The 16205-nt window shown below is 46.6% G+C and carries 16 protein-coding genes; 14 read left to right on the forward strand and 2 right to left on the reverse strand.

Features of this window, described 5'->3' with window-relative positions; all coding sequences use genetic code 11:
- Window positions 1-4: 4 nt before the first annotated feature.
- The 8 genes from AVZ68_RS07270 to uvrC all read left to right on the forward strand — a co-directional run bounded on the left by AVZ68_RS07270 (window position 5) and on the right by uvrC (window position 8375).
- A complete protein-coding gene (locus AVZ68_RS07270) occupies window positions 5-418 on the forward strand; it encodes a DUF350 domain-containing protein (protein WP_059103856.1) in 414 nt (137 codons plus the stop codon).
- Between the two features lie 382 nt (window positions 419-800).
- The gene (locus AVZ68_RS07275) at window positions 801-2501 is read left to right on the forward strand and encodes a long-chain-fatty-acid--CoA ligase (RefSeq protein ID WP_059103857.1); all 1701 of its coding nucleotides are present in this window, start codon (window positions 801-803) and stop codon (window positions 2499-2501) included.
- Window positions 2502-2671: 170 nt separating this feature from the next.
- Window positions 2672-3268 carry a fatty acid metabolism transcriptional regulator FadR gene (gene fadR, locus AVZ68_RS07280; RefSeq protein ID WP_437182684.1) on the forward strand — a complete coding sequence of 199 codons (597 nt, stop codon included), beginning with the start codon at window positions 2672-2674 and terminating at the stop codon, window positions 3266-3268.
- 16 nt (window positions 3269-3284) lie between these two features.
- Entirely contained in the window at window positions 3285-4055 is a 771-nt protein-coding gene (locus AVZ68_RS07285) for an enoyl-CoA hydratase (protein ID WP_059103859.1), read from the forward strand.
- 25 nt (window positions 4056-4080) lie between these two features.
- Entirely contained in the window at window positions 4081-4851 is a 771-nt protein-coding gene (locus AVZ68_RS07290) for an electron transfer flavoprotein subunit beta/FixA family protein (RefSeq protein WP_059103860.1), read from the forward strand.
- Window positions 4852-4866: 15 nt separating this feature from the next.
- Window positions 4867-5844, forward strand: coding sequence for an electron transfer flavoprotein subunit alpha/FixB family protein (locus AVZ68_RS07295; protein WP_059103861.1), 978 nt, complete (start codon window positions 4867-4869; stop codon window positions 5842-5844).
- 344 nt (window positions 5845-6188) lie between these two features.
- Window positions 6189-6503 (forward strand): thioredoxin, encoded by a 315-nt coding sequence (trxA, locus tag AVZ68_RS07300; protein WP_059103862.1) that lies wholly within the window; start codon window positions 6189-6191, stop codon window positions 6501-6503.
- Between the two features lie 96 nt (window positions 6504-6599).
- On the forward strand, window positions 6600-8375 hold the full coding sequence (uvrC, locus tag AVZ68_RS07305) for an excinuclease ABC subunit UvrC (RefSeq protein WP_059103863.1): 1776 nt from the start codon (window positions 6600-6602) through the stop codon (window positions 8373-8375).
- 180 nt (window positions 8376-8555) lie between these two features.
- Here the strand turns inward: uvrC and AVZ68_RS07310 are convergent, their stop codons facing one another.
- The gene (locus AVZ68_RS07310) at window positions 8556-8957 is read right to left on the reverse strand and encodes a YslB family protein (RefSeq protein ID WP_059103864.1); all 402 of its coding nucleotides are present in this window, start codon (window positions 8955-8957) and stop codon (window positions 8556-8558) included.
- Window positions 8958-9365: 408 nt separating this feature from the next.
- On the opposite strand from AVZ68_RS07310, the gene AVZ68_RS07315 reads away from it, so the two are divergent.
- The 4 genes from AVZ68_RS07315 (at window position 9366) to AVZ68_RS07330 (ending at window position 13164) form a co-directional block, all read left to right on the forward strand.
- Window positions 9366-9977 (forward strand): succinate dehydrogenase cytochrome b558 subunit, encoded by a 612-nt coding sequence (locus tag AVZ68_RS07315; protein ID WP_059103865.1) that lies wholly within the window; start codon window positions 9366-9368, stop codon window positions 9975-9977.
- 35 nt (window positions 9978-10012) lie between these two features.
- Window positions 10013-11782, forward strand: coding sequence for a succinate dehydrogenase flavoprotein subunit (sdhA, locus tag AVZ68_RS07320; RefSeq protein ID WP_059103866.1), 1770 nt, complete (start codon window positions 10013-10015; stop codon window positions 11780-11782).
- Window positions 11779-12531 carry a succinate dehydrogenase iron-sulfur subunit gene (gene sdhB, locus AVZ68_RS07325; protein ID WP_059103867.1) on the forward strand — a complete coding sequence of 251 codons (753 nt, stop codon included), beginning with the start codon at window positions 11779-11781 and terminating at the stop codon, window positions 12529-12531. Before sdhA ends, sdhB begins: the two co-directional genes overlap by 4 nt.
- A 186-nt stretch (window positions 12532-12717) precedes the next feature.
- A complete protein-coding gene (locus AVZ68_RS07330) occupies window positions 12718-13164 on the forward strand; it encodes an acyl-CoA thioesterase (protein ID WP_059103868.1) in 447 nt (148 codons plus the stop codon).
- 268 nt (window positions 13165-13432) lie between these two features.
- Here AVZ68_RS07330 and AVZ68_RS07335 read toward each other — a convergent pair whose 3' ends face one another.
- On the reverse strand, window positions 13433-13657 hold the full coding sequence (locus AVZ68_RS07335; RefSeq protein WP_059103869.1) for a helix-turn-helix domain-containing protein: 225 nt from the start codon (window positions 13655-13657) through the stop codon (window positions 13433-13435).
- 518 nt (window positions 13658-14175) lie between these two features.
- Between AVZ68_RS07335 and AVZ68_RS07340 the strand changes: the two genes are divergently transcribed.
- Both AVZ68_RS07340 and ptsP read left to right on the forward strand, forming a co-directional pair.
- Entirely contained in the window at window positions 14176-14439 is a 264-nt protein-coding gene (locus AVZ68_RS07340) for a phosphocarrier protein HPr (RefSeq protein ID WP_059103870.1), read from the forward strand.
- 3 nt (window positions 14440-14442) lie between these two features.
- Window positions 14443-16164, forward strand: a complete 1722-nt coding sequence (ptsP, locus tag AVZ68_RS07345; RefSeq protein ID WP_059103871.1) for a phosphoenolpyruvate--protein phosphotransferase — start codon at window positions 14443-14445, stop codon at window positions 16162-16164.
- Window positions 16165-16205: the final 41 nt, after the last annotated feature.

Below are 16205 nucleotides of genomic sequence, written 5' to 3' on the forward strand. Positions count from 1 at the left end.
TTCTATGGGGTTGTTGCTTGAGAATGAGTGGATCCTAACCATTGCCAATTACAGCGTAACCATCCTTGCGCTTGTTGTCTTTCTTGCGATCTTTGAGTTGGCCACCAAGTACAATAACTGGGAAGAAGTCAAACGCGGCAATGTCGCGGTCGCGATGGCGACAGGCGGGAAGGTTTTTGGCGTGGCCAATATCTTTAGTGCATCGATTGCCCACGCAAGTTCACTGCTTACGATGTTGGCATGGGGAACTTTTGGTTTTGTTCTGCTCTTATTCAGCTACTATGTCTTTGAGTTTTTAACACCAAGTTTTACGGTGGATGAGGAAATCAAGAACGACAACCGGGCAGTGGGACTCTTATCCCTTCTTCTTTCCATTGGCCTCTCGTTTGTCATTAGCGCTGGAATCTCAAGTACGTAGGGAATGAGGATGAACAGACGTGGAACTCTTAATTAAAATCTTATATATATGCTGTGGGTTATTTGTAGTGGCGGGGGTTGTATTCCTTCTTTTTTTTGGGTGAAAGGGAAGAGTATCTGTGAGAGGTGCTCTTCTTTTTTCTAGCTGCGGCGGGTAGAAGCATCGAGATTTTTCAGCCTTGCATCGACATCCTAAGGTCGCAATTTCGAGTGCAGGCCTTCCAAAGACCTCCCTCCTCGGCAACTCGCCTGCGCTTTTCGAAACTTTTTCAACTTTTTTCGAAAAAGGGGAAAAAAACTATTCAAATGTGTAAGCGATTACAATACAATAGACGTAGAGGAGATCGTTTGCGAGAGGAGCATGATATTCGAGGAGGAGCATCATGGAGCATGTAGAAAAAAAGTGGTTAACCCATTATCCGGAACAGGTACCCCCGTCACTTGAATACGAAGAGAAGCCATTGCATTATTTCTTGAAAGCTGCCGCAGAGAATTACCCCGAGCAAGAAGCCATACACTTCTTGGGCAAAAGAATGACGTACAGCGAACTTTACCGGGAGGCATTAAAGTTCGCAAACCAGTTAGAGACGCTCAATGTAAAAAAAGGGGATCGTGTGGCCATCATGCTTGCCAACTGTCCACAGGCAATCATCAGTTACTACGGGGCGTTAATGACAGGGGCAGTGGTTGTGCAAACGAATCCCCTATACGTAGAAAGGGAGCTAGAGCATCAGCTCAATGATTCAGGTGCAAAGGTTCTTATTTGCCTTGATCTCGTGATGCCGCGTGTGCTGAACGTTCGGGGGAGGACGTCGCTTGAGACGGTGATTGTAACGAGCATTAAAGATTACCTGCCGTTTCCGAAGAATGTTCTGTATCCCCTCGTTCAGAAGAAACAGGGAACGCCGAAAGTGGAAGTCCTTTACGACGAGCGTACGATCGCCTTTTTGCCATTCCTTAAGGAAGGAAATGAGTCAGAGGTTGAACAAACCATGGATGTCAGAGGTGATCTAGCCCTCCTTCAGTATACCGGGGGGACAACAGGGCCAGCGAAAGGGGTTATGCTGACGCATAGAAACTTAGTCGTCAACACGTACCAATGCATGAGATGGGCTTATCAAACAAAACCCGCTGAGGAAAGGATATTAGCTGCGTTGCCATTCTTTCATGTGTATGGAATGACAACGGTGATGAATCAAGCAGTCATGAATGCCTCTACCATGGTGCTTGTGCCGAAGTTTGACCCTGAGGAGGTACTGAAGACGATCCAGAAACAGCGAATTACGCTCTTCCCGGGAGCACCGACCATGTATATCGCTCTTATCAATCACCCGAACATTGAGAAATACGATCTCACAACTATTAAGGCGTGCCTTAGTGGCTCCGCGGCTCTCCCGCTCGAGGTCCAGCAAACGTTTGAACGCTTAACAAAGGGACGAATTGTGGAAGGGTACGGCTTAACGGAGACGTCCCCGGTGGCGATCTCGAACCCAATTTGGGATCGTCGGAAAAATGGAAGCATTGGCTTGCCATGGCCGGATACCGAAGCGATGATTTATTCAATAGAACGGGATGGAGAAGCAGAGGTTGGTGAAGTGGGCGAAGTCGCTGTCCGTGGACCACAAGTAATGAAAGGCTACTGGAATCGTCCAGAAGCGACGGCCCAAGTCTTCAAAGGAGATTGGTTCATGACAGGAGATATGGGCCGAATGGATGAAGAAGGCTATTTTTACATCGTAGACAGGAAGAAAGACATGATCATCGCCGGCGGATTTAATATCTATCCTCGTGAAGTGGAAGAAGTGCTTTATGAGCATGAGGCTGTGATGGAGGCGGCAGTCATTGGTGTACCTGATGAATACCGCGGGGAGACGGTGAAAGCATTCGTGGTTTTGAAGAGCGGAGCACAGACGACCGAGGCGGACCTAGAAGCCTACTGTCGCAAAAGCCTAGCGGCCTATAAAATCCCCCGCATTTATGAATTTCGGGAAGAACTACCAAAAACGCTTGTCGGCAAAGTCTTAAAACGGGCCCTTATTGAAGAACTGGACAATAGAAAGGAATCCGAAAAAAAGGAAGCATGACCTAGACCTCCTTTGCATGTACCCCGATACCTGCAAAGGAGGTTTTGTTGGGTGAAAGAAAAAATGCGGCACGTGTTGTGAATGGACGTGATTGACAAACGAGAGGAAAAGGGGTACACTTTAACTATATGAATGATCATTCATTCATAGTTCGAGAAGGAGAGATACTAGTGAGCAAGAAAAAAGGGCAGAAGTACGAGCAAATTATTGATGCGGCTGTGATTGTTATCGCAAAACACGGGTTTCATCAAGCTCAAGTTTCGAAGATCGCCAAGGAAGCAGGAGTGGCGGATGGAACCATCTACTTATATTTTAAAAACAAAGAAGACATATTGACCTCTCTTTTTGAGAAAAAGATGGGGGTTTTTGTGGAGAAGATACGTTCACATCTTGCCGAAGAGGGAGCGATAAATAAAAAGATCAAGCTGCTGGTTGCCGCCCATTTTAATCAGCTTGAAGAAGATTATCATATGGCCGTTGTCACGCAGCTTGAGTTGCGCCAGTCCAAAACAGAGCTACGTATAAAAATAAATCAAATCTTAAAAGGGTATTTGTCGTTGCTAGACGAATTGATAACAGAAGGGAAAGAAAGCGGATACTTTTCCGCGGAGATTGACGTTCGGCTAGCAAGGCAAATGATTTTTGGCACGCTGGATGAAGTGGTCACAAACTGGGTGATGGCTGAAGGGAAATTTCCGCTAAAGGAGCAAGCCGAACCGGTACAGAAAATGCTGTTAAACGGTTTGGTGGGCTCCGTTAAAGATTAAAATTAGGAGGGAAAACATGAGTTACACGCTTTGGTCCTTAGAAAAAGGAGTGGCACGAATTACGTTGAATCGACCTCCTGCAAACGCACTGGCACGCGATGTGCTTCAGGAGCTTGACGAACATTTTGACAGGGTTTATGAAGATGAGACGATCCGCTCTGTGCTTATTCGCGGAGAAGGCAGGTTTTTTGCCGCCGGGGCCGATATTAAGGAATTTACTCAGGTGGAAAACACAGAGGAATTCAAATCGCTTGCTACCGGTGGACAGAAAACGTTTAGCAATATTGAGAACTGCCCAAAACCTGTGATAGCCGCTATCCATGGAGCAGCGCTTGGTGGAGGGCTTGAACTTGCAATGGCTTGCCATATTCGTCTTGCAACGGAAGACACAAAGCTCGGTCTTCCGGAACTGAATCTAGGGTTAATCCCGGGATTTGGCGGCACGCAGCGCTTACCGAAGCTTGTTGGTAAAGCGAAAGCACTAGAGCTAATGTTAACAAGTGAACCGATGACGGGAGCAGAAGGTCACGCATTAGGGCTCATCAACAGTCTTCATCCTGAACAGTCTCTCCAAGATGAGGCTGAAAAACTTGCACGCAAGATTGCCCAAAAGAGTCCGCTTACAACCAAATGCGTTCTTGATTTGCTTCGTTACAGTGACGGGCCACTTGAAGAGGGGTTGAAGCAGGAAGCGAATAAGTTTGGTGAGGTCTTTGACACGGAAGATCGTAAAGAGGGAGTACAGGCATTCATCGATAAACGAAAGCCTACATTTCAGGGAAAGTAAATGAATTCAATTAGGAGGGGCATGCATGAACATTTTTGTCATTTTAAAACGAACGTTTGACACAGAGGAGAAAATCACGATTTCAAACGGACGTATTCAGGAAGATGGAGCCGAATTCATTATCAATCCTTATGATGAGTACGCAGTAGAAGAAGCGCTTGTATTGCGCGACGAACATGGCGGCGAAGTTACCGTTGTCACCGTTGGCGAAGAAGATGCGGAAAAGCAGCTGCGCACAGCACTTGCAATGGGGGCCGATAAAGCTGTTCTCATAGATCGTGAAGAAGTGGAAGAAAGCGATCCCTTTACAACGGCTTCGCTACTCCATGCTTATTTCAAGGACCAAGAAGTCGACATCATTCTCGCAGGAAACGTGGCTGTTGACGGGGGAAGTGGTCAAGTCGGACCTCGACTGGCCGAGCTTCTTGATATCGCTCAAGTGACAACGATTACAAACATCGACGTTGCTGGAACAACAGCAACCATTGTACGCGATGTCGAAGGGGATGAAGAAACGGTTGAAGTCTCGCTTCCGCTTCTCGTTACTGCTCAGCAGGGCTTAAATGACCCGCGTTACCCATCCCTGCCCGGCATCATGAAGGCGAAAAAGAAGCCTCTTGAAACGCTGGACTTGGATGATCTCGAAGTGGAAGAAGAGGATGTGGAAGCAAAAACAACAACTGTTGAAGTCTTCCTGCCACCAGAAAAACAAGCAGGCAAAAAGCTTGAAGGCGAGACGGCGGATCAAGTGAGAGAGCTTGTGTCATTGCTAAAATCTGAAGCAAAAGTGATATAAGGAGGAGAGACACTTATGGCGAAAAAAACAGTTGTTCTTGCGGAAGCACGAAACGGGGAATTACGAAATGTATCCTTTGAAGCCATTGCAGCTGCTGGGCAGCTCACAAATGGCGGAGAAATCGTAGGAGTGGTTGCAGGAGACGGAGCAGAGGGGTTGGCAAGCGACCTGATTAGCTATGGTGCCGACCGTGTGATTGCTATTGAACACGCAGATTTAACGCAGTATACGACGGATGCCTACAAGCAAGCGTATTTGCAAGTGTTTGATAAAGAAAACCCGGACATTGTCGTCCTAGGTCATACATCGATCGGGAAAGATGTCTCTCCGCGCCTAGCGGTAAAAATGGACGCGGCCCTTATCTCAGACGTGGTTGGAATAGAGGGCGGCGAGCAGCCAGCCTTTACACGACCGATATATTCTGGAAAGGCTTTCGAAAAGAAAAAGCCTGTTGGTGATGGCCCGCTCATTGTCACCATTCGCCCGAATAACATCCCGGCCAATGAGCCTGATTCAGCTAGGGCGGGGGATACAGAAGCACTATCCGTAGATATCCAGGACTTGCGTTCTGTTGTAAAAGATGTTGTGAAAAAAGCGACAGGTGGCGTCGATTTATCCGAAGCCAATATCATCATTGCTGGTGGACGTGGCGTGAAAAGCGAAGAAGGGTTTAAGCCACTTGAAGAACTTGCAGAACTTTTAGGAGGAGCTGTTGGCGCTTCACGGGGAGCGTGTGACGCTGAATACTGTGATTATTCCTTGCAAATTGGTCAAACGGGCAAAGTCGTCACCCCCGATCTTTATTTCGCAATTGGATTATCAGGAGCGATTCAACATTTAGCGGGGATGTCCAACTCGAAAGTGATCGTAGCGATTAACAAAGATCCGGAAGCGCCTATTTTTGAGGTAGCAGACTACGGTATCGTTGGGGATTTATTTGAGATTGTTCCTCTGCTTACGGAAGAACTTAAAGGAGTTGTCGCTTCTAAATAAGGGAGGAGCCGCTTGCTGGGAAGCAGGTGGCTTCTTTTTTTCAAGCATCGGCGGGTAGAAGCGTCGAGATTTTTCGATCTGACAACAAAATCATGGGAGGTATTTTTTGTAAGATCTCCAGAATTCGCACTTCTAAGCGACCTGCCTGCGCAATTCGGTTTCCTGAGCCTACATTAGCGCGTAAAGCGTGTTAGGCAATCTGCTGTTTATCACGGAACAATAAGGGGAAACCTATAAACAGAAAAAGGAGCGGTGTGAGCAAAATTCATAAGCAAGATGTTTCCATTGCTTCTGCAGATAGTGGTATACTGGCAAAGAATTTAGAATGAAAGGGGATCATAAAAATGGCAATTGTAAATGCAACAGATCAGTCGTTTACAGAAGAAACAAAAGAGGGCGTTGTCCTCGTTGACTTTTGGGCACCTTGGTGTGGCCCTTGTAAAATGATTGCACCAGTCCTTGAAGAACTTGACGGTGAGCTTGGGGACAAAGCAAAAATTGTAAAGCTCGATGTTGATGAGAACCAGGAAACTGCTGGAAAATATAGCGTGATGAGCATTCCGACACTGCTTGTGCTCAAAGATGGAGAAGTCGTCGACAAAGCGGTTGGATTTCAACCAAAAGAAGCGATTGAAGAGCTTCTGAACAAACAAATGTAGTTGTTTCTTGAAAATCCGTCTTCTCTTAGAGAGACGGATTTTTTTGTCCAGCTCCGGCGGGTAGCTTTATGGTATTAGTTGTAAAAGGGGGACGAGATGAACACCCACTTGAAAGAAAAACTTGCGGTTCTGCCAGATAAACCAGGCTGTTATCTCATGAGGGATCGCCAAGGAACGGTCATTTATGTAGGAAAAGCGAAAGTGCTTAAGAATCGCGTGCGTTCGTATTTCACAGGGAGTCACGATGGCAAGACCCAGCGTCTTGTGGGAGAAATTGTCGATTTTGAATACATTGTCACCTCCTCGAACATCGAGGCGCTCATTCTGGAGCTGAACTTAATTAAAAAGCACGACCCCAAATACAATGTGCTTCTTAAAGACGATAAGTCCTATCCGTATTTAAAGATAACAAAGGAAGAGCATCCTAGGCTGATCATTACAAGGCAAGTCAGAAAAGACGGAGGAAAATATTTCGGACCTTATCCGAACGCTGGGGCTGCGAGTGAAACAAAGAAGCTGCTCGACCGTCTTTATCCTCTCAGGAAATGCCGAAAGATGCCCGACCATGTCTGCTTGTACTACCACATCGGTCAGTGCTTGGCGCCGTGTGTGTATGAAGTGACACAGGAACAGAATGAGCAAATGGTCTCGGAGATCAGCCGATTTCTAAAGAATGGACATACCGATGTGAAAAACAAGTTAAAAGAAAAGATGGAGAAAGCGGCAGACGACCTAGATTTTGAACGTGCCAAGGAATTAAGAGACACGATTGCGCAACTTGAACAGGTCATGGAAAAGCAGAAGATGTCGATCAACGACAACACGGATCGGGATGTCTTCGGCTATACGTATGACAAAGGGTGGATGTGTGTTCAAGTCTTTTTTATACGCCAGGGACAATTGATTGAGCGGGATGTGTCCATTTTTCCTTTCTACCAAGAAGCGCCTGAAGAGCTCTTGACATTCATTGCCCAGTTTTATCTGGAAAAAGAGCATATCAAACCTAAAGAGATCCTTGTTTCCGAATCGGTCGATGCCCATTTGCTAAGCGAGCTTCTCGACCTTCGCGTGCTCCAACCAAAACGTGGCCAGAAAAAGTCACTGCTTGCGCTTTCTGAAGAGAATGCTTCCATTGCATTAAAGGAGAAATTCTCCATTATTGAACGGGATGAGGAACGAACGGTAAAGGCGGTCGAACGTCTGGGTGAAGCGATGAGCATTGCACCGCCTTACCGAATTGAAGCCTTTGACAATTCGAACATTCAAGGTGTGGATCCTGTATCAGCAATGGTGACATTTGTGAATGGAAAGCCACATCGGAAAGGCTACCGCAAATACAAAATTAAGTCTGTACAGGGACCTGACGACTACGCCTCAATGCGTGAAGTTGTCAGGAGGCGCTACGTGCGCTTGCTCAAGGAAGGAGCGGCGCTGCCGGATTTGATTGTCATAGATGGTGGGGCGGGGCAAATTGCCGCGGCTAAAGAAATCTTAGAGGACGAGCTAGGACTAGAAATTCCCGTGTGCGGGCTTGCCAAAGATGATAAACACCGGACCTCGCAGTTGCTTATGGGGGCCCCCCCTGTTGGTGTTCCGCTTAAGCGCGACAGCCACGAGTTTTATTTACTTCAACGAGTTCAAGATGAGGTCCATCGGTTTGCCATTACGTTTCACAGGCAAACACGCTCGAAAAGCTTTTTTCAATCCAAACTGGATCACATTCCGGGAGTAGGAGAAAAGCGAAAGCGCATCCTTTTAAAAGCCTACGGTTCCGTGAAAAAGATGCGGGAAGCAACGGTTGAAGACATGCAAACGCATGGCATTCCTGCATCCATTGCCAAAAAAGTTATTGATGCTCTGAATGAAAACTAGCCACCGAGTTCTTAGAGCCGGTGGCTTTCACTGTTTGGTGGTGTAGTGAAAAAGGAGGACCAGAGAAATGGAGCAGTTCCCAATATGGAAGCGACTGGCGCAATCCGCAGTATTCGAGTGAGGATCCGTTGAACCACCCTGGTTCCTGGTGCATTCCCAAGTTCTTCAAACGTTATCCACTTAAGACTCTATGAAATCTCGACGGTCCGAATGCACCGTGATTTGAACGAAATTTCGTTTCACTGTATAGAAGGCGACGGAGACAGTGTTGCTCCATTGCTCGTTAATCTCAGCGAGAAAGCCAGCTTCAAGTTGATAACAGCGATCGTCCCCTCGGCCCATCCACTCGCCCTCAAGCTGATAGGATTTCTCTTGCTTGCGTTCTTTCGTAAGCTCAAGCTTCCCCCAGTCCGCTTTGGCGAAAAACTCAACGGCCTCCTCAAGCGTTTCTACTGGATATTTTCTTGCAAGCGTCTTGCCGATCCAGTAGAGGAGAGAATCGTGCTCAGTTCCTAACAGGTCTTTTAGTACGTCATTTCGAATAAGGTCATAGGCGAAATGGCACTCTTTGCTTTCATTCATGAAGAACACCTCGAGTAAAAGACTTGATCTCTGTTATCTATCTTACCTTTATCCAAAACGTTTGTCAGTAGAACTTTTTAACGAATAGCGAGCGAAAGGTTGATTTTTGAAAGGGAGGGGAGCCAACTAAAGAGACGTGGAAATGGCTTTCATGCCCTCCGTTCTTACAAAATAAGAATGGTAGTAAACCCCCATAAATCAATAGAAACTGAATCCGTTTTCTTGACGATTTATTGGCATAAGGGTAAAATAAATGTGTCAAATCACTTTAAAAGAATCAGAGAGAGACTTTTTGACTCAGCAGTGCGGTTGGAGAAAATGATCAGGGGGTCCAGTTATAAGAGAGAATAAAAACAAGCAAACAAACGGGTAGGAGAAGGCAGCAAAACTATCGTGGAGGGAACGCGTATGGCTGGAAATTCGGAGTATATTAACCGTAGGATTCATTCACTACTTGGGGTCATTCCCATAGGAGTATTTTTAACACAGCATTTAGTGGTCAACCATTTTGCCACGCGGGGGCCAGAGGCATTTAACCAGGCGGTTCACTTTATGGAGAGTCTGCCATTTCGTCATGTCTTAGAGGCTTTTATTATTTTCTTGCCAATTCTTTTTCATGCGATTTACGGCGTCTATATAGCCTTCACATCCAAAAGTAACACCTCCCGCTACGGGTTTTTTCGTAACTGGATGTTCTTTCTTCAACGTGTTACCGGTGTGATTCTATTAGTCTTTATTACTTGGCACGTCTATGACACTTGGTTTCAGTCCGTATTTTTAGGGGAAGAGATAAGTTTTAATTTCATGGCGGATATTTTATCTAACCCATTTATGCTTGCATTCTATATTTTAGGGGTTGTCTCTGCGACATTCCACTTTGCGAACGGACTATGGTCTTTCGCTGTTTCTTGGGGGATTACGGTAAGCCCGCGTTCACAGCGTATTATGACGTACGTTTCAGCTATAATTTTCTTGGCGCTAACGTATGTAGGCGTAGCCGCCGCATTGGCTTTTGTTTAAACCGGATATAGCGAACACATAGGGAGTGGAACTTCATGAGTAAAGGAAGAATTTCCGTCATAGGTGGCGGTCTCGCTGGCCTAATGGCGACCATACAAGCAGCAGAAAAAGGGGTGCCGGTAGATTTATTCTCCATTGTACCTGTGAAACGTTCTCACTCTGTTTGTGCACAAGGTGGCATAAACGGAGCTGTTAATACAAAAGGGGAGGGGGACTCTCCTTATGAGCATTTTGATGATTCCGTGTACGGCGGGGATTTCTTAGCCAATCAACCACCAGTAAAGGCGATGACGGAAGCAGCGCCCGGAATTATTCATCTGATGGACCGCATGGGCGTTATGTTTAACCGCACGCCTGAAGGCCTGCTAGATTTTCGCCGTTTCGGTGGTACTCAGCACCATCGAACAGCGTTTGCTGGGGCTACAACCGGTCAGCAGCTTTTATATGCGCTTGATGAGCAAGTGCGCCGTTACGAAGTTCAAGGCCTTGTGACGAAATACGAGGGCTGGGAATTTCTATCGGCTGTTATTGATGATGAAGGCGTGTGCCGAGGGATCACAGCGCAAGAGCTAAATTCTGCAGAAATTAAAAGCTTTGCCGCTGACGCGGTCATTGTGGCGACTGGCGGACCAGGAATTATTTTTGGCAAGTCCACAAATTCAATGATTAATACTGGTTATGCTGCTGCGAAGCTGTATGAGCAGGGCGTTGCATATGCGAATGGAGAGTTTATCCAAATTCACCCGACAGCAATCCCGGGAGACGATAAGCTTCGTCTTATGAGTGAGTCGGCTCGGGGCGAGGGAGGACGAGTCTGGACGTATAAGGATGGGAAGCCATGGTATTTTCTTGAAGAAAAGTATCCGGCGTATGGGAACCTTGTTCCGCGTGATATTGCCACGCGTGAGATTTTCCAAGTCTGTGTCAACGAAGGACTGGGGATTAACGGAGAGAACATGGTGTATCTTGACCTTTCTCATAAGGACTCGAAAGAACTTGACATTAAACTTGGCGGCATCATTGAAATTTATGAGAAGTTCATGGGCGATGACCCTCGTAAAGTTCCGATGAAGATCTTTCCGGCGGTTCACTATTCCATGGGTGGAATGTGGATTGATTATGATCAAATGACCAATATTCCAGGTCTGTTCGCGGCGGGTGAGTGTGATTATTCTCAACACGGAGCCAACCGTCTTGGAGCCAATTCCCTCCTATCGGCGATTTACGGAGGAATGGTGGCAGGACCGAAAGCCGTGGACTATATGAACGGCCTTGAGAGGACCGCTGATTCTACTTCTTCCTCCGTATTCGAGAACGAAGTGAAGAAAGAACAGGAAAAATTTAATTCGATTCTAAGCATGGACGGGGATGAGAACGCCTACGTGCTGCATAAAGAACTCGGTGAATGGATGACAGACAATGTAACGGTTGTTCGCCACAATGATAAGCTTTTGCAAACCGATGAGAAAATACAAGAATTGATGGAACGGTACAAGAAAATTAACATCAATGATACAGCCAAATGGAGCAACCAGGGAGCGAACTTCACACGGCAGTTTGAAGGAATGATGAATCTTGCTCGAGTAATTACTCTTGGTGCCTATAATCGTAATGAAAGCCGCGGCGCACACTTTAAGCCGGACTTTCCAGATCGTAACGACGAAGACTTCTTAAAGACGACCAAAGCCTGGTACAATCCAAAAACAGGAGCGCCTGATTTTGAATTTGAGGAAGTCGACACATCATTGATTAAACCGCGGAAACGAGACTATTCTCAGAAAAAACAAGGAGCTGGTCAAAAATGAGTGACAAAGCGATCATGTTCATTGTAAAGCGTCAGGATGGTCCAGATGCTCCTGCTTACGATGAAGAGTTTACGCTTGACTATCGCCCGAACCTTAACGTCATTTCGTGCTTAATGGAAATTCGCCGCAATCCTGTAAATGCCAAGGGCGAAAAAACAACACCAGTGGCTTGGGATATGAACTGTTTAGAGGAAGTTTGCGGCGCCTGCTCTATGGTTATTAACGGCAAGCCTCAGCAATCATGTACGGCTTTAGTTGACAAGCTAGAACAACCAATACGTCTTGAGCCAATGAAAACCTTTCCGATTGTTCGTGACTTGATTGTCGATCGGAATCGTATGTTCGACTCCTTGAAAAAAGTAAAGGCGTGGATTCCGATTGATGGGACATACGATCTTGGTCCAGGTCCAAGAATGCCAGAGAAGCGTCGTCAATGGGCCTATGAGCTTTCGAAATGTATGACCTGTGGCGTTTGTCTAGAAGCCTGCCCGAATGTTAACTCAAATTCGGACTTTATTGGACCAGCTGCCCTCTCGCAAGTGCGGTTGTTTAATGCGCATCCAACGGGTGACATGAACAAAGAGGAGCGCCTCGAAGCGCTTATGACCGACGGTGGTTTAGCAAACTGTGGGAACTCGCAAAACTGCGTAGAGTCTTGTCCGAAAGGAATCCCGCTTACCACGTCTATTGCTGCACTGAATCGATCAACAACGCTTCAATCGTTTAAAAATTTCTTTGGAAGCATTTAATAGAGCGAGGGACTGCGGAACGATCTGGCAGTCCCTCTTGTCTAGCTCCGGCGGGAAGAAGCTCGGGATTTTTCAGTCCTGCACCGAAATCCAAAACCGTGATTGCGAGTAGCAGGCCTTCCAAAATCCGAGCTTCTAGGCGACCCGCCTGCGCTTTTCAGTATTTTCAAAAGGAGCGATTCGTTATTGAGACTCCCTAACTATATCGACAATTTTGCAAGTTGGAAGGCCGATTTTTCGTTTTTTACAACCATTGACGTTCGTTTTGCAGAAACAGACGCTTTCGGACACGTTAATAATTCGGTTGCCTTTCTTTATTTTGAGCAAGTAAGGTTGCAGTTTTTTGAAGCTTGTGGTTTGATGGAAGACTGGACACGGGATCGGGCGGTGCACATGATTGTAACCGGGGATCTTCAGTGCGACTACTTCCGGCAAATGAAATACGGCGATACGCTCGAAGTGGGCGTCAAAGTCGCTCGGATCGGTTCTTCTTCCATAGAACTACACTATGTCTGTGTCCATGAGGAAGAGCTCTGCTTCACAGGGCGAGGTAGAGTGGTGCAGGTTGAGAGAGAAAACGGCAAGCCAAGCCCGCTCGACGAAGAGAGTTTGAACCGTCTAACTTCTAGGTAAACACCGTTCATCACGTTGATTACGTAAAGAAGGCCTGCTAAACATTCTAGCAGGCCTTCTTTCTAACACTGACGGGTAGGAGCTTCGAGATCTTTGTCAGGCCTCCAAAATTGTCGCTCCTGATCAACCCGTCTGCGTTTTTCTTGTCTAGTTGCGGCGCCCACTCGCTCGAGGTTTCTTCACGCCGCCAATTCAAGTCAAGTGCGGACTCGATCTGCCGTCGCTCCAGAACTTGTCGCTCGTGAGTGGGGCGCCTTCGCTTTTCGAGTTATATCGTTAATTCCCCTAGTCGGATGAGTTCAATAACCGCTTGAGAGCGCCCCTTGACTCCAAGCTTCTGCATTGTGTTGGAAATATGATTGCGAACGGTTTTTTCACTAATAAATAGTTTGTCAGCAATTTCTTTTGTTGTCTGATCTTGGACGAGTAGTTCGAATACTTCGCGTTCCCTTTTGGTAAGCAAAGGTTTAGGTCCGAAGTCTGCTCCTTTCAATATGTTCACTCCTTCATGCCAGGCTAAGAGCAGGTCTTGAGAACGACCCAAGAAGGTTTTAGTCATGACAGTATATGTGTGCGGCTCGAGGGGTGTGAGAACTATTGCGTTCCTGATTCAGTTTGGACGGTTGTGCCTTTCTCTGTCGATTTGTTGAAAAGTGGTGAAGGTCCAAGAGAAAAGGCTTATTTTGTTGAAAGCGGAGGGGCTGCATGCTATAATAACGGTGTTTCTTAGAGCCTATGGAGCGTGAATGGAGATGGAGCATCGTGACCATGTAGCACGCCTAGTAGTGGGGAACAGATGCATCGGTGTCATAGCGAGGGTAAAGGTCTCCATGGCAGGGTATACTACTTGCCATGAAAGATCTGCGTCTGTGTGTACGTCGATTTCTGACTTCAGGTTGGTTGACGCTTACATGCGCAAAGGAGCGAGTAGGTGGTACAGCGTACAGAAAGTTCCGCTTGGGCTAAATGTAAACTTTATAGAAGGATAAAAAATAGAAATGAGGGATTCAAATGGCTGAAAAAACTTTTACAATTACCGCAGAGACTGGAATTCATGCGCGTCCGGCAACACAGCTTGTGAACAAAGCGGGTCAATTCTCTTCGGATATTACGTTAGAGTACAAAGGGAAATCCGTAAACTTAAAGTCCATTATGGGTGTGATGTCACTTGGTGTTGGGCAAGGGGCAGAAGTGTTAATTAAAGCGGAAGGTTCTGATGCGGATGAAGCACTTGTTGCTGTTGAAGAGGTTATTAAAGAAGGGTTAGGGGAATAATTCATGCGTCACTCTTTGTCTGGCATTGCGGCTTCTTCCGGAGTAGCCGTTGCTAAGGCTTTTGTTCATGAAGAGCCTGATTTTACAATTAGAAACAAAACTGCTGAAGACGCAGAAAAGGAAGGTACTCGTTTAGAAGAAGCGCTTGCGACTTCTCGAGACGAGCTTTCAGCAATTAAACAGAAGGCTCTTGAAGAGCTTGGAGAAGACAAAGCAGAGATTTTCTCTGCTCATTTACTTGTCCTTAGTGATCCAGAGCTCGTTGAGGCAGTCAAAGGGAAAATTAAAGATGACCGTGCCACAGCAGAGCATGCGCTAAATGAAGTAGCAGACATGTTCATTTCGATGTTTGAGAACATGGACAACGAATACATGAAAGAGCGGGCGGCAGATATTCGCGATGTCTCTCGACGCGTGCTTGGTCATCTTCTAGGAATTGAAGTGGTTTCTTTAGCGGCGATCACAGAGGACACCATTATTATCGCAAACGATTTGACGCCATCTGATACGGCTCAGTTAAACCCCCAAGTCATCAAAGGGTTTGCGACAAACATCGGCGGGCGCACTTCCCACTCAGCCATCATGTCACGCTCTCTCGAGATCCCAGCAGTTGTTGGGACAAAAGAAGCAACAACAACGATAAAAAATGGAATGACGGTTATCGTTGACGGCATTGATGGGCATGTGATTGTTGAACCTTCCAACGAAGAACTAGATCAATATAAGCAAAAGCAGGCGGATTTTCAAAAGCAAAAAGAAGAATGGGCCAAGCTTGTCAACAAGAGAACCACAACGCTGGATGGGCAGCACGTGGAGCTTGCTGCCAACATCGGTACCCCTAACGATTTAGAAGGGGTCATTAATAACGGCGCAGAAGGAATCGGTCTGTACCGTACAGAGTTTTTATACATGGGTCGCAGTGAACTTCCAAGCGAAGAAGAACAATACCAAGCTTACAAGGAAGTTGTTGAGCGCATGGAAGGGAAGCCAGTGGTCATTCGGACGCTTGACATCGGGGGCGATAAAGAGCTTCCGTATCTTGATTTGCCCGAAGAACTTAATCCATTTCTAGGATTCCGGGCGATTCGTCTTTGCCTTGAACGCCAGGACATTTTCCGCGATCAACTTCGTGCTCTGCTCAGAGCCAGTGCGCACGGGAATTTGAAGGTCATGTTCCCAATGATTGCTTCTCTTGAAGAGCTCCGTCAAGCCAAGCACCTTCTTGATGAAGAAAGAGACAAGCTAGAGTCTGAAGGCATGAATGTATCAAAAGACATGGAAGTCGGCATTATGGTTGAAATTCCATCTACCGCCGTTGCCGCTGAGCAATTTGCTAAAGAAGTGGATTTCTTCAGTATTGGAACAAACGACTTGATTCAGTACACAATGGCAGCGGACCGTATGAACGAGCGTGTCTCCTATTTGTACCAGCCGTACCATCCAGCGATCTTGCGGCTGGTTGATATGGTTATTAAAGCGGCTCATGCAGAAGGGAAATGGGTTGGAATGTGCGGAGAAATGGCGGGGGATGAAGTTGCCATCCCGCTCCTCCTAGGGCTCGGTCTCGATGAGTTCAGCATGAGTGCCACATCTATTTTACCTGCGCGCAGCCAGCTTTCTGGGCTCTCAAAAGCAGAACTGGCTAGGTTTGCAAAAGATGCACTGAACGAAGACACCGCGGATGCCGTGGAACAGCTCGTGGTTGATGCGTACGGGTCAAAATAAGCGAACAAGGGCAGTCGTTTAAACGGTCTGCCCTTTCGTTC

This window comes from Shouchella shacheensis (genome assembly GCF_001484965.1).
In the GTDB taxonomy this organism is placed as follows: domain Bacteria; phylum Bacillota; class Bacilli; order Bacillales; family Bacillaceae_D; genus Shouchella; species Shouchella shacheensis.

What these genes read in the sequence shown, in the direction of transcription:
- AVZ68_RS07270 (WP_059103856.1), top strand. Translation starts at nt 5, where the DNA reads ATGGGGTTGTTGCTTGAGAATGAGTGGATCCTAACCATTGCCAATTAC.
- AVZ68_RS07275 (WP_059103857.1), top strand. Translation starts at nt 801, where the DNA reads ATGGAGCATGTAGAAAAAAAGTGGTTAACCCATTATCCGGAACAGGTA.
- AVZ68_RS07285 (WP_059103859.1), top strand. Translation starts at nt 3,285, where the DNA reads ATGAGTTACACGCTTTGGTCCTTAGAAAAAGGAGTGGCACGAATTACG.
- AVZ68_RS07290 (WP_059103860.1), top strand. Translation starts at nt 4,081, where the DNA reads ATGAACATTTTTGTCATTTTAAAACGAACGTTTGACACAGAGGAGAAA.
- AVZ68_RS07295 (WP_059103861.1), top strand. Translation starts at nt 4,867, where the DNA reads ATGGCGAAAAAAACAGTTGTTCTTGCGGAAGCACGAAACGGGGAATTA.
- trxA (WP_059103862.1), top strand. Translation starts at nt 6,189, where the DNA reads ATGGCAATTGTAAATGCAACAGATCAGTCGTTTACAGAAGAAACAAAA.
- uvrC (WP_059103863.1), top strand. Translation starts at nt 6,600, where the DNA reads ATGAACACCCACTTGAAAGAAAAACTTGCGGTTCTGCCAGATAAACCA.
- AVZ68_RS07310 (WP_059103864.1), bottom strand. Translation starts at nt 8,957, where the DNA reads ATGAATGAAAGCAAAGAGTGCCATTTCGCCTATGACCTTATTCGAAAT.
- AVZ68_RS07315 (WP_059103865.1), top strand. Translation starts at nt 9,366, where the DNA reads ATGGCTGGAAATTCGGAGTATATTAACCGTAGGATTCATTCACTACTT.
- sdhA (WP_059103866.1), top strand. Translation starts at nt 10,013, where the DNA reads ATGAGTAAAGGAAGAATTTCCGTCATAGGTGGCGGTCTCGCTGGCCTA.
- sdhB (WP_059103867.1), top strand. Translation starts at nt 11,779, where the DNA reads ATGAGTGACAAAGCGATCATGTTCATTGTAAAGCGTCAGGATGGTCCA.
- AVZ68_RS07340 (WP_059103870.1), top strand. Translation starts at nt 14,176, where the DNA reads ATGGCTGAAAAAACTTTTACAATTACCGCAGAGACTGGAATTCATGCG.
- ptsP (WP_059103871.1), top strand. Translation starts at nt 14,443, where the DNA reads ATGCGTCACTCTTTGTCTGGCATTGCGGCTTCTTCCGGAGTAGCCGTT.